Origin of the sequence: Pseudomonas yamanorum (assembly GCF_013386765.1) — a bacterium.
GTDB lineage: Bacteria > Pseudomonadota > Gammaproteobacteria > Pseudomonadales > Pseudomonadaceae > Aquipseudomonas > Aquipseudomonas yamanorum_A.
On sequence record NZ_JACARE010000034.1, the window covers coordinates 364 to 13,145 of the forward strand.

The following is a 12,782-nucleotide window of genomic DNA, read 5'->3' on the forward strand; positions in this document are numbered from 1 at the left end:
TTACTTTGCCGCTTTTGCAAAGTGACCCGCTGTAAGAGCGGAACCATAAGCCGCCGTTACCTAAATAACGGATATACCCCCCACCCAAAGCGATACAAAACCCAATAACGACACTAAATTTTGTGTTTGATATTAATTTCCGTATCGCTTATAAAGTTCTCCATGCCTACGACAAAACACAAGGCGGGAGACCCCCCATGTACGCACAGCTTGTAGAAACCGGAGTAAAGCGCATCAAGGACCTGTCGGAGATGTCCGACCAGGAGCGCGCCTTCCAGGAAAAGATCGACGCCGAAATCAAAATCGAAGCCAAGAACTGGATGCCCGACGCCTACCGTCAAACCCTGATCCGCCAGATCTCCCAGCACGCCCACTCGGAAATCGTCGGCATGCTGCCCGAAGGCAACTGGGTCACCCGCGCCCCCACCCTCAAACGCAAGCTGCAACTGATGGCCAAGATCCAGGACGAAGCCGGCCACGGCCTGTACCTGTACAGCGCCATGGAAACCCTGGGCGCCGACCGCGACGAAGAAATCGCCAAGCTCCACAGCGGCAAGGCCAAGTACTCCAGCATCTTCAACTACCCAACCCTCAACTGGGCCGACATGGGCGCAGTGGGCTGGCTGGTTGACGGTGCCGCCATCGTCAACCAGGTGGTGCTCCAGCGCACCTCCTACGGCCCCTACTCCCGGGCCATGGTGCGCATCTGCAAGGAAGAAAGCTTCCACCAGCGCCAGGGCTACGAACTGCTGCTGACCATGATGCGCCAGGGCACCCAGGCCCAAAAAGACATGGTCCAGGACGCAATCAACCGCCTCTGGTGGCCGTCGCTGATGATGTTCGGCCCCAGCGACGAACACTCCCCCAACAGCGCCCAGTCCATGGCCTGGAAGATCAAGCGCCAGAGCAACGACGAACTGCGCCAGCGCTTTATCGACCAGACCATCCCGCAGCTGGAACTGCTGGGCTGCACCTGCCCCGACCCGGACCTGAAGTGGAACGCCGAACGCGGCCATTACGATTTCGGCGAAATCCAGTGGAGCGAGTTCTACGAGGTGCTCAAGGGCAACGGCCCGTGCAACCAGGAACGCGTCGCCACCCGCCGCAAAGCCATTGAAGACGGTGCCTGGGTGCGCGAAGCCGCCGTGGCCCACGCCCGTAAAAAACAGAACAAGAACGCCGCCTGATCGGCCACCTGATGTGGAGTCACCGTTATGTCTGAATGGACCCTGTTTGAAGTTTTCGTGCGCAGCAAGCACGGCCTGAATCACAAACATGTGGGCAGCGTGCATGCCGCCGACACCACCATGGCCATCGAGAACGCCCGGGAGCTGTACACCCGGCGCAGTGAAGGCGTGAGCCTGTGGGTGGTGCCTTCCGCGCTGATCACCGCCTCGTCTCCGGACGAGAAAGACCCGCTGTTCGACCCCGCCGATGACAAGGTCTACCGCCACGCCAGCTTCTACGAGCTGCCGGCCGAAGTCGGACACATGTGAGGTCGACCATGAACACTAAAACCGATCTGATCGAATACCTGCTGCGCCTCGGCGACAGCGCCCTGATCCAGGGCCAGCGCCTGTGCCAGTGGTGCGGCCACGCGCCGGCGCTGGAAGAAGAGCTGGCACTGATGAACGTCGGCCTCGACCTGGTGGGCCAGGCGCGTAACTGGCTGGAATACGCCGCCGAGCTGCTGGACGACGGGCGCGACGCCGATCACCTGGCCTTCCGCCGGGATGAGCGGGCCTATCGCAACCTGCTGCTGGTAGAGCAACCCAACGGCGACTACGCGGTGACCATTCTCAAGCAATTCCTCTATGACGCCTGGCACTTGCCGGTGTTGAACGGCCTGGCCCAGTCCAGCGACGAACGCATCGCCGGCATCGCGGCCAAGGCCGTCAAGGAAGTCACCTATCACCTGCGCCGCTCCGGCGAGTGGGTGGAGCGCCTGGGGGACGGCACCGAGGAAAGCCACAAACGCATGCTCGCGGCGATCCCCGAGTTGTGGCGGTTCACCGTGGAACTGACCAGCGCCGACGACAGTGAACAGCGCCTGCACACCGCCAGCATCACGCCGGACGCGGCGCAAGTGGCTGCGGCGTGGCAGGCCAAGGTCAGCGAGATCTTCACCAGCGCCACCCTGCCCCTGCCGCCGGCCGCGAGCTATTTCTACCTGGACGCCCGCCGTGGCCTGCACAGCGAGCACCTGGGGATTCTGCTGGCAGAAATGCAATTCCTGCCCCGAGCGTACCCCGATGCAACCTGGTGAGCTGATCGCCAGCGACCAGGGCGCACGGCCGGCGCAACCCACCGACCTGGCCGCGGCGTGGGCCACCCTCGCCCAGGTCATGGACCCGGAAGTGCCGGTGGTGAGCGTGGTCGACCTGGGGATAGTGCGCGACCTGGACTGGCAGGCCGGCCATCTGCATGTGGTGGTCACGCCGACTTACTCCGGCTGCCCCGCCACCGAAGTGATCGAGGGCGATATCCGCGATGCCCTGGAGCAAGCGGGTTTTCGTGCGCCGCAACTGGAACGCAAGTTGACCCCGGCCTGGACCACCGACTGGATCACCAGCAGTGGCCGCGAACGCCTGCGGGCCTACGGCATCGCACCGCCCCAAGGCAGTAGCAGCAAGCGCAGCCTGCTCGGCGAAAGCCCGGTGATTGCCTGCCCGCAATGCGGCAGCACCCACACCGAAGTGCTCAGCGAGTTCGGCTCCACGGCCTGCAAAGCGTTGCACCGCTGCCGCGACTGCCTGGAACCGTTCGACTATTTCAAGTGCATCTGAGGGGCCAGCGGCCCGCTTGGTTGGAGAACAACAATGAGCAAATTTCATAGCCTGACCATCAAGGATGTGCGCAACGAGACCCGTGACGCGGTGTCCATCGCCTTCGAGATTCCGCAGCACCTGCAAGACAGTTTCCACTTCACCCAAGGCCAGCACCTGGTGATGCGCACCCAGCTGGATGGCGAGGAAGTGCGCCGCTCTTATTCGATCTGCACCGGGGTCAATGACGGTGAACTGCGCATCGCCATCAAGCGCGTGGCCGGAGGGCGGTTCTCGGCGTTTGCCAATGAGCAGCTCAAGGCCGGGCACAGCCTGGAAGTGATGCCGCCCGCCGGGCATTTTCATGTGGACCTGGATCCCGCTCGCCACGGTCATTACCTGGCGGTGGCCGCCGGCAGCGGCATCACGCCGATCCTGTCGATCATCAAGACCACCCTGCAAACCGAGCCCCACAGCCGCGTGACGCTGCTGTACGGCAACCGTTCCAGCTCCGGCGCGCTGTTTCGCGAACAGCTCGAAGACCTGAAGAACCGCTACCTGCAGCGCCTGAACCTGATCTTCGTGTTCAGCCGCGAGCAACAGGATGTCGACCTCTACAACGGCCGTATCAACGCTGACAAATGCGAGCAACTGTTCTCCCGCTGGCTCGACGTAAAAGCCCTCGACGCGGCCTTTATCTGCGGCCCGCAGGAAATGACCGAAACCGTGCGCGACAGTCTCAAGGCCAAGGGCATGGCGCCGGAGCGCATTCACTTCGAACTGTTCGCCGCCGCCGGCAGCCAGCACAAACGCGAGGCTCGTGAAGCGGCGCGGCAAGTGGATGCGGCGGTCAGCCAGATCACCGTGATCAGCGATGGCCGCGCCCTCGCCTTCGACCTGCCCCGCAACAGCCAAAGCATTCTTGACGCGGGCAACGCCCAAGGCGCTGAGCTGCCGTATTCGTGCAAGGCCGGCGTGTGCTCCACCTGCAAATGCAAGGTGATCGAAGGCGAAGTGGAGATGGACAGCAACCACGCCCTGGAGGACTACGAAGTGGCCGCCGGCTATGTGCTGTCGTGCCAGGCGTTCCCGGTCAGCGACAAGGTGGTACTGGATTTCGATCAGCTTTAAGGACACACCGCTCCCCTGTAGGAGCGAGCTTGCTCGCGAAGGTCGTTAACGATGACGCGGGTAGCCTGAATCAACGCGGCGCCCTCAGGTTTTTCGCGAGCAAGCTCGCTCCTACAGGGCGCAGGTTTAACCACAACAACAATAAAAAGGAGCACACCGCCATGACCCCCGACGCTATCGAACGCATCCGTCGACATCCCGATTTCATCCAGTTGGTACGCCGCAAACAGAACCTGTACTGGTCGCTGTCGCTGATCATGCTGGTGATCTATTTCGGGTTTGTGCTGTTGGTGGCGTTCTCCCCGGCCACCCTCGGGCAGTCGTTGAGCGGCGGCGTGACCACCGTGGGCATGCTGGTGGGTGTGGTGATTGTGCTGCTGGCGTTCGCACTGACCGGCTTTTATGTGTACCGCGCCAACCATGTGATCGACCCGCTGAACGACAAACTCAAGCAGGAGTGCGCAGTATGAGTCGGCTTGTGGCGTGGTTTCTCCTGCCTTTGGCATTGGCCACCGACTTGGCGGTGGCCGCCGATGGCGCGTCCCGGCCATTGAACTGGAACGCCATCGGCATGTTCCTGGTGTTCGTGCTGTTCACCCTCGGCGTCACCCGTTGGGCCGCCCTGCGCACCCGCTCCGCCAGCGATTTCTACACCGCCGGAGGCGGCATGAGCGGGTTCCAGAATGGCCTGGCGATCGCCGGCGACATGATCTCCGCGGCGTCATTCCTCGGCATCTCGGCGATGATGTTCCTCAACGGTTATGACGGCCTGCTTTACGCCCTGGGCGTGTTGGCTGGCTGGCCAATTATCCTGTTCCTGATCGCCGAACGCCTGCGCAACCTGGGCAAGTACACCTTTGCCGATGTGGTGTCCTACCGCCTGGAACAAACCCCGGTGCGCCTGACCTCGGCCTTCGGCACCCTGACCGTGGCCTTGATGTACCTGGTGGCGCAGATGGTTGGCGCCGGCAAGCTGATCGAGCTGCTGTTCGGCATCGACTACCTGTACGCGGTGATGCTGGTGGGCGTGCTGATGGTGTTCTACGTGACCTTCGGCGGCATGCTCGCCACCACCTGGGTGCAGATCATCAAGGCGGTGATGCTGCTGTTTGGCACCACTTTCATGGCGTTCATGGTGCTCAAGCATTTTGGCTTCAGCACCGAAGCGATGTTCGCCGGCGCCACTGCGGTGCACGCCAAAGGCAACGCGATCATGGCGCCGGGCGGCTTGCTGTCGAACCCGATCGATGCGATTTCCCTGGGCCTGGGCATGATGTTCGGCACCGCCGGGCTGCCGCATATCCTGATGCGCTTCTTTACCGTCAGCGACGCCAAGGAAGCGCGCAAGAGCGTGTTCTACGCCACCGGTTTCATTGGCTACTTCTACCTGCTGCTGATCATCGTCGGCTTTGGCGCCATCGTCATGGTGGGGACTGACCCGAGCTTCCGGGATGCCAATGGCGCAATCATCGGCGGCGGCAACATGATCGCCGTGCACCTGGCCCAGGCCGTGGGCGGCAACCTGTTCCTCGGGTTCATTTCGGCGGTGGCCTTCGCGACCATCCTGGCCGTGGTGGCCGGGCTGGCGTTGTCCGGCGCATCGGCGGTGTCCCATGACCTGTATGCCTGCGTGATCCGCAAGGGCCAGGCCAGTGAGCAACAGGAAATCCGCGTGTCGCGCATCGCCACGCTGTGCATCGGCGTGTTGGCGATCATCCTCGGCCTGCTGTTTGAGTCGCAGAACATTGCGTTTCTGTCGGGCCTGGTACTGGCAATCGCCGCCTCGGTGAATTTCCCGGTGCTGTTCCTCTCGATGTACTGGAAGGGCCTGACCACCCGTGGCGCGGTGACCGGCAGCCTGGCCGGACTGGTCTCGGCCATCGTGCTGCTGGTGCTGAGCCCGGCGGTGTGGGTCAACGTGCTGCATTACGACAAGGCGCTGTTCCCGTACTCCAACCCGGCCCTGTTCTCCATGAGCCTGGCGTTTTTCAGCGCCTGGGTCTTTTCCGTCACCGACCGCTCGCCCCGCGCCGCCATTGAGCGTGGGCGTTACCTGGCGCAGTTCATTCGCTCCATGACCGGCATTGGTGCCGCAGGCGCCAGCAAACACTAACTCTCTTTATTCAACCCGGAGGAATCGTGATGCCTCACGCCCCTACCCTGCAAAGTTTTATCGCTGGCCGCTGGATCGGCCAACACGGCGCCCAGGTGCTGCGCAGCGCCATCGACGGCCACGAACTGGCACGCACCCATGAAGAGCGCCCGGACTTCGCCGAAGCCATCGAGCATGGCCGTCGCCAGGGCGTCAGCGGGCTGATGGCCCTGGACTTCCAGCAACGGGCCCAGCGCCTCAAGGCCATCGCCCTGTACCTGAGCGAGCGCAAGGAACAGCTCTACGCCCTCTCCCACCACAGCGGCGCGACCCGTGCCGACAGCTGGATCGACATCGAAGGCGGCAACAGCACCCTGTTCACCTACGCCAGCCTCGGTTCGCGGGAATTGCCGTCGGGCAATATCGTCCACGAAGGCCCGGCAATGCAGTTGAGCAAGCTGGGGAGTTTCGCCGGTACGCACATTCTGGTGCCCCGTGGCGGCCTGGTGGTGCACATCAACGCGTTCAACTTCCCGATCTGGGGCATGCTGGAAAAATTCGCCCCGAGTTTCCTGGCGGGCATGCCGTGCATCGTCAAGCCGGCCAGCGCCACCAGCTACCTGACCGAAGCCGTGGTGCGCCTGATGGACGAATCCGGGCTGCTGCCAGCGGGCAGCCTGCAACTGGTGATCGGCAGCACCGGCGACCTGCTCGACCGCCTGCAAGGCCAGGACGTGGTGACCTTCACCGGCTCCGCCGACACCGCCGCCAAGCTGCGGGTCAACCCTAACCTGATCCGCAACTCGGTGCCGTTCAATGCCGAGGCCGACTCGCTGAACTGCGCGATCCTCGCCCCGGACGTGAGCCCGGACGACGAAGAGTTCGAGCTGTTCATCAAGGAAGTCGCCCGGGAAATGACCACCAAGGCCGGGCAGAAATGCACCGCCATTCGCCGCGCCATCGTACCAGCCAAACACATCGATGCCGTCGCCACCCGCCTGCGTGACCGCCTGAAAAAAGTCGTGGTGGGCGACCCGTCGGTGGAGGGCGTGCGCATGGGCGCGCTGGCCTCCCACGACCAGCAGAAAGACGTGGCCGAGCGCCTGGAAAGCCTGTTGCAGAGCAGCGACATGTTGTTCGGCGCCCGCGACGGCTTTGAACCCCGCGGCGAAAACGTCAACCAGGGCGCCTTCTTCGCCCCGACCCTGCTGCAAGCCCGCGACCCGCACGCTGAGGGTGGCGCCCACGACATCGAGGCCTTCGGCCCGGTCAGCACCTTGATGGCCTACGACGACCTGGACGAAGCCCTCGCCCTCGCCGCACGGGGCAAAGGCAGCCTCGTCGCCAGCCTGATCACCAAAGACCCGCAGATCGCCGCCAAAGCCATTCCAGTCGCGGCTGCGTGGCACGGCCGCCTGCTGGTGCTCGACCGCGAATCCGCCGCCGAATCCACCGGCCACGGCTCGCCGCTGCCACAGCTCAAACACGGCGGCCCGGGCCGCGCCGGTGGTGGCGAAGAACTCGGCGGCTTGCGCGCGGTGAAACACTACCTGCAACGCGCGGCAGTCCAGGGCTCGCCCACCATGCTGGCGGCCGTCACCGGCGAATACGTGCGCGGCGCCAAGGTCATCGAGACCGAAGTGCACCCGTTCCGCCGGTTCTTCCAGGACCTGCAGATTGGCGAATCACTGCTGACCCACCGCCGCACCGTCACCGAGGCTGACCTGGTGAACTTCGGCTGCCTGTCGGGCGACCACTTCTACATGCACTTCGACGACATCGCCGCCAAGGAATCGCAATTCGGCAAGCGCATCGCCCATGGTTATTTTGTGCTGTCGGCGGCGGCCGGGCTGTTCGTGTCCCCGGCACCGGGGCCGGTGTTGGCGAACTACGGGTTGGACACCCTGCGGTTTATCAACCCGGTGGGCATTGGCGACACCATCCAGGCACGGCTGACCTGCAAGCGCAAGATCGACCAGGGCAAGAAGAGCCCGCAGGGCATTCCGCAAGGCGTGGTGGCGTGGGATGTGGAGGTGACCAACCAGCTGGGTGAGTTGGTGGCCAGTTATGACATCTTGACGTTGGTGGTGAAACGCGAGGACTGATCGCTCAGAACAATGTGGGGCTCGACAGCTCCACATTTGATCTCGGTTGATCAGGAGAGTGTGTTTGCATCCCGCCTGATTGATTTTTTGCGCCGTACAACACACCTTAGGGATCGTTTTTGCAAAAGATGACGCCCACAGTGTCCGACTTCCCCATCATCAACACCGACCGCCTGCGGCTCAGGGAACTGACACCGCAGGACGCTGCTGCGGGAAGAGTGCAAATACCTTTAGCCGCTGACAATCGTCTGTGCCCGCACAAACCCTTCGTCTTCATCAGGCGGTTCAAGCATGTTGAACACGCTTTTCAATGCTGCCTCCGGCACTCTCTTGTCAGCGCTGCGTTGTGCGTTTCGCGCTAACGCCAGCTCCAAGGGTGCACTCACCAGGATGCCCGTTACCGGGATTGCATATTCCCTGACGATGGAAAGCAGCTCCTCCCGATGACGCCGCGCCGGCAAGGCTGCATCAAAGACGATCGCCCCGCGCCCCAATCGCTCAAGGTTCTCCGACACCCAGCGCGACTTGCCAGCCCCTTGCACGCCCATGACCACGTAAACATGAGCACCCGCTTCGGCTTCCGACAGTACGTGCCTCAACCGTGCATACGCGAGCTGCCATGCCTGTCGATTTCGCTCCGGCGTGAACTCCCTGCCGAACTCAGTTTCCAGATAGTCGTCCGGGTTGATCACCAAGGGCAGGTCCATCGACTGATCCTCCATCAAAAAGGCACGTCACCCAAAATCGTCGCGCGGTGCATCACCCGCCTTTGCGGCCGGTAATCATCAATCGCGTAATGCTGGGTAATGCGGTTATCCCAGAACGCTACATCATTCGCCTTCCACCGCCAACGCACGGTAAATTCCGGGCGGCTCACGTGGCTGAACAACAGCCGCAGCAGCGCCTCACCTTCTGCCGCCTCAAGCTCGTTGATTCGCGTGGTGAAGCCTTCATTCACAAACAATGCCTTGCGACCCGTAGCGGGATGGGTCCTGACCACCGGGTGTGACAGCGGCGGGTGATCCTTCCTGGCTTTTTCGTAGCGTTCCAATGCTTCGGGCGTGCTGCCAAACCGTTCGGTGGGAAAGGACTTGGTCAACTCGTGGGTAGCGGTCAGGCCATCAAGCAGGTGCCTGATGGGGGCCGATAACGCTTCGAACGCCGCCACGCCATTGGCCCACAACGTATCCCCGCCAAAGGCCGGCACTTGCCTGGCCGCCAATACGGAGCCCATCGCCGGCGCGGCGAGGAAGGTCACGTCGGTGTGCCAGATGGCGTTGTCGCGCACATCGGTCACGGCGGTGTCGATCAGCAGCAGTTCCGGGTGCTGGTCAACGTGCGGATAAATCGGATGCCGGTGCAAATCACCAAACCGCGCGGCAAACGCTACGTGCTGCGCGGGGGTAATGGCCTGGTTACGGAAGAACAACACCTGATGCTGCAGCAGTGCTTGCTCTACCCAGTCGTGCTGTTGATCAGTCAGAGGCAGGGACATATCCAGCCCCTCGACCTCGGCGCCGATGGCAGGGCCAAGGGGATGAAGCGTCAGGCCCATGATTACTCTCCGATGAACTTGTCGCTGACAAAGGCTGAATAGTCCGGCAGCACCTTTTCGATTTTCCCCTGTTCCTTCAGAAACTCGGCGGTCTTGGCGATTTCCTTGGCGGTGCCGCCGGCGAGGTATTGCGCGCTTTTCTGTTCGGCGGCTGTCGGGAACGAAGAGCCTTCCAGCAACTCGGGAATATCCGCAGCGTTAGCCCCGGTGAGCCGGGCGATGCTCTTCACAGGGGCAGAGTCGGCAGTCCAGTCTTTTTTATGCGCCGCATAATCGGCAATGGCTGCCAGGCTGACCTTGGCAAAGTCGGCCACGATCTTGGGGTTCTTTTCGGCGAAATCCTTGCGGGCGACCCACACTTCAAAGGTCGGCGCGCCCCAGTTTGAAACCTCGCCAGCGTCGGTGAGGATCTTGCCGGTCTTGCGGATTTCTCCCAGGGCAGGCGACCAGGTAAACGCCCCGTCGATATCGCCACGGGCCCACGCGGCGGTGATTTGCGCCGGTGTCAGGTTGACGATGTTGACCTTGCGCGGGTCCAGGTTCCAGTGCTTCAGCGCACCCAGCAGGCTGTAATGGGAGGTTGAGACAAACGGCACGGCGATGGTTTTGCCGATCAGGTCGTCAGGAGTCTTGATCCCGCTGCCGTCGCGCACCACCAGTGCCTCGGAACTGCGGATCTGGGCGCTGACAATGAATGCCACCAACGGCATGTTGCGCGAAGCCGCTGCGGCCAGCGGGCTGGAACCCAGGTTGCCGATCTGTACATCGCCGGACGCCATCGCCGCCAACACGGCCGGGCCCGCATCGAATGCGCGCCAATCGATTTTCTGGCCAATGCCCTTTTCATATTCGCCATCGGCAATCGCGCGCTTGATCGGGTCGATGCCGTTGATGTAGCCGAAGGTCAGGTCAGCGGATTGAGCACTTAGGGAAAGGACAGCGAGGCCCACGGCCGAGAAGAGATTCCGGGCCAGTTTCAGCGTTTTCATTTTTATAGATTCCTGAGCGGATAAGACTTGAGCAGCGCGGTTCCCGGCTCTTCAAGGGTCAACTCAGTTAGATGATATTGATCTATAAAAAATAAAATAAATAATTTTATGGAATTAGCTTAGAGCCTCTGTAGGAGCGAGCTTGCTCGCGAAAAACGTCAACGATAACGCTGGGATCCTGAATGCACGCGGTGTCCTCGAGTTTTTCGCGAGCAAGCTCGCTCCTACAGGGTTTTACTCTTGAACGTCCATGAACTCTTTGGCCCAGTTCACGTAGGTATCGGGGAAGGTGTAGGTATGGGTCAACTCGCTGGCCGTCAGGTTTGACGTGCTGCGGGTGAGGTTGCGCTGTTCGCGAAGGCTGTCGTAGGTGGCCTTGATCGAGGCGAAGTAGGCGCCGTGGCCGGCCACCACAATCCGCACGCCCAGTTTGGCCAGGCGTTCGTTGTCATTGAGGTTCGGGTTGGCGTAGGTCACCAGCATCAGCGGCACCGTCAGGCCTTCGGCGATCTGTTCAAGGTGGTCGAAGTCACGGATACCCACCATGCAGATGCCGTCTGCACCCGCCTCTTGGTACGCCTTGGTGCGATGGATAACGTCGTCCACCGGCAGCACGGCGGCGTTGGTCCGGGCGATGATCGAAAGCTGCGGATCAACCCGTGCCTCCAGCGCCGCCTTGACCTTGCCCACGCCCTCTTCGGTGCTGATGAGGTCGGTGGATTTACGCCCGAACTGCGCAGGCAGCAAGGTATCTTCAATCGTCAGCGCCGAAACGCCCGCACGCTCCAGCTCCTGCACGGTGCGCATCACGTTCAGCGCATTGCCGTAGCCGTGATCGGCGTCGGCGATTACCGGCAGTTGTGCAACCCGGCCGATCCGGGTGGCCTGCTCGACGAATTCACTCAGGGTAATCAGCGCGAAGTCCGGTGCAGCCAGGACCTGCAGCGACGCCACCGAACCGCCCAGGATACCGACTTCAAAGCCCAGGTCTGCAGCGATCCTGGCCGACATCGGGTCAAACACCGAAGCGGTATGAAAGCAGTGTTGGGAGGCGAGCAACTCGCGAAACGAGCGCCGTAGATCGTGGTGGGAAATTTTCGACATGTTCACTCCTCACTGTCGCCGTGTACGCGGGAACGACCAGTGCCAATTCAAAAGTAACGCTAGCGTATCACGCCCAAAATAAATGGTTGATGACGTTTGAGAAACTTAGAGATCACGTTTGGCAGAGACGTTTCAGACCCACCCCCCATCCACAATAAAATTCTGCGCCGAACACATCGCCGACACATCCGACGCCAGAAACAGCGCCATGTTGGCGATATGTTCCGGCTGCACACTGCCCGGCAGGCACTGGCTGCGGCTGATCAGTTCCCGGGCCGCATCGTCCACCCACAGCGCCAGTTGTTTTTCGGTCATCACCCAACCCGGCACCAGCGTATTGACCCGGATCCGGCTGGGCCCCAGCTCCCGTGCCAGGGCGCGGGTCATGCCATGGGCCGCGGCTTTGCTGGCGGCGTACACCGGGTAGCCGCTGGAGGCCATCATCCAGCCGACGGACCCCAGGTTGATGATCGAGCCGTGCCCCGCCGCCTTCATCATCGGCACCACGGCCCGGGCGGCAAAAAAGGCGTGCTTCAGGTTGACTGAAATCAGTTGGTCGAACAGCTCTGAGTCGATTTGATCCAGAGTGTGCCGAACGTCATTGGCCGCATTGTTCACCAGCACGTCGATCGGCCCCAGGGTTTGCGCAAGGCGCCCGATCGCGGCCTTGTAGGCAATCTCGTCGGTGATGTCGCAATGGGCGAACTCGACGCTATGCCCCTCGGCCGACAGTACCGCCGCCAACCGGTCACCCTGCCCTTGCGCCCGGTCCACGAACGCCACCCTGGCACCCTGGCGTGCAAAGGCTCGCACCATGGATTCGCCAATCCCGGAAGCCCCTCCGGAAATCAACACCGTCTTATCCCGCAGGTCCGGGTACGTGGCTTGGGCGACAGGCTGTTTTTCAGTGTGCATGTGACGGTCACTCCGCTCTAATTAGTCTTATTTTATATTGCAAATTTTGCGATTTTGTCTATATATCAGCACTGCACTTGATCGAAATACGATAAATAGTCGAACTATTTAATTAACAACAATAAA

General features: G+C 61.8%; 13 protein-coding genes. 8 read left to right on the forward strand and 5 right to left on the reverse strand.

The features are described from left to right. Positions 1-197 precede the first annotated feature (197 nt). From paaA to paaZ, 8 genes are all read left to right on the forward strand, one after another. On the forward strand, positions 198-1,187 hold the full coding sequence (paaA, locus tag HX875_RS24675) for a 1,2-phenylacetyl-CoA epoxidase subunit PaaA (RefSeq protein ID WP_003208897.1): 990 nt from the start codon (positions 198-200) through the stop codon (positions 1,185-1,187). 27 nt (positions 1,188-1,214) lie between these two features. Continuing rightward, positions 1,215-1,496 (forward strand): 1,2-phenylacetyl-CoA epoxidase subunit PaaB, encoded by a 282-nt coding sequence (paaB, locus tag HX875_RS24680; protein ID WP_003208899.1) that lies wholly within the window; start codon positions 1,215-1,217, stop codon positions 1,494-1,496. Between the two features lie 8 nt (positions 1,497-1,504). Further along, on the forward strand, positions 1,505-2,266 hold the full coding sequence (gene paaC / locus HX875_RS24685) for a 1,2-phenylacetyl-CoA epoxidase subunit PaaC (protein WP_177046527.1): 762 nt from the start codon (positions 1,505-1,507) through the stop codon (positions 2,264-2,266). After that, a complete protein-coding gene (gene paaD, locus HX875_RS24690) occupies positions 2,253-2,786 on the forward strand; it encodes a 1,2-phenylacetyl-CoA epoxidase subunit PaaD (RefSeq protein ID WP_177046535.1) in 534 nt (177 codons plus the stop codon). Before paaC ends, paaD begins: the two co-directional genes overlap by 14 nt. A gap of 33 nt (positions 2,787-2,819) precedes the next feature. Further along, positions 2,820-3,896 (forward strand): 1,2-phenylacetyl-CoA epoxidase subunit PaaE, encoded by a 1,077-nt coding sequence (gene paaE, locus HX875_RS24695; RefSeq protein ID WP_177046537.1) that lies wholly within the window; start codon positions 2,820-2,822, stop codon positions 3,894-3,896. A 161-nt stretch (positions 3,897-4,057) separates the two neighbouring features. Then, on the forward strand, positions 4,058-4,366 hold the full coding sequence (locus tag HX875_RS24700; RefSeq protein ID WP_177046539.1) for a DUF485 domain-containing protein: 309 nt from the start codon (positions 4,058-4,060) through the stop codon (positions 4,364-4,366). Further along, complete coding sequence (locus HX875_RS24705) at positions 4,363-6,009, forward strand: cation acetate symporter (RefSeq protein ID WP_177046541.1); 1,647 nt, start codon at positions 4,363-4,365, stop codon at positions 6,007-6,009. The genes HX875_RS24700 and HX875_RS24705 overlap by 4 nt, the downstream gene beginning before the upstream one ends. A 29-nt stretch (positions 6,010-6,038) precedes the next feature. Continuing rightward, a complete protein-coding gene (gene paaZ, locus HX875_RS24710; RefSeq protein WP_177046543.1) occupies positions 6,039-8,093 on the forward strand; it encodes a phenylacetic acid degradation bifunctional protein PaaZ in 2,055 nt (684 codons plus the stop codon). 230 nt (positions 8,094-8,323) lie between these two features. Here the strand turns inward: paaZ and HX875_RS24715 are convergent, their stop codons facing one another. From HX875_RS24715 to HX875_RS24735, 5 genes are all read right to left on the reverse strand, one after another. Further along, on the reverse strand, positions 8,324-8,800 hold the full coding sequence (locus tag HX875_RS24715) for an AAA family ATPase (RefSeq protein WP_177046544.1): 477 nt from the start codon (positions 8,798-8,800) through the stop codon (positions 8,324-8,326). 14 nt (positions 8,801-8,814) lie between these two features. Then, the gene (gene tauD, locus HX875_RS24720; RefSeq protein ID WP_177046552.1) at positions 8,815-9,648 is read right to left on the reverse strand and encodes a taurine dioxygenase; all 834 of its coding nucleotides are present in this window, start codon (positions 9,646-9,648) and stop codon (positions 8,815-8,817) included. A gap of 2 nt (positions 9,649-9,650) precedes the next feature. After that, positions 9,651-10,637 (reverse strand): taurine ABC transporter substrate-binding protein, encoded by a 987-nt coding sequence (gene tauA / locus HX875_RS24725; RefSeq protein WP_177046554.1) that lies wholly within the window; start codon positions 10,635-10,637, stop codon positions 9,651-9,653. A 234-nt stretch (positions 10,638-10,871) separates the two neighbouring features. Further along, positions 10,872-11,741, reverse strand: a complete 870-nt coding sequence (locus tag HX875_RS24730; RefSeq protein WP_177046556.1) for an isocitrate lyase/PEP mutase family protein — start codon at positions 11,739-11,741, stop codon at positions 10,872-10,874. Positions 11,742-11,873: 132 nt separating this feature from the next. Beyond that, positions 11,874-12,656 (reverse strand): SDR family NAD(P)-dependent oxidoreductase, encoded by a 783-nt coding sequence (locus HX875_RS24735; RefSeq protein ID WP_177046558.1) that lies wholly within the window; start codon positions 12,654-12,656, stop codon positions 11,874-11,876. Between the last annotated feature and the right edge of the window lie 126 nt (positions 12,657-12,782).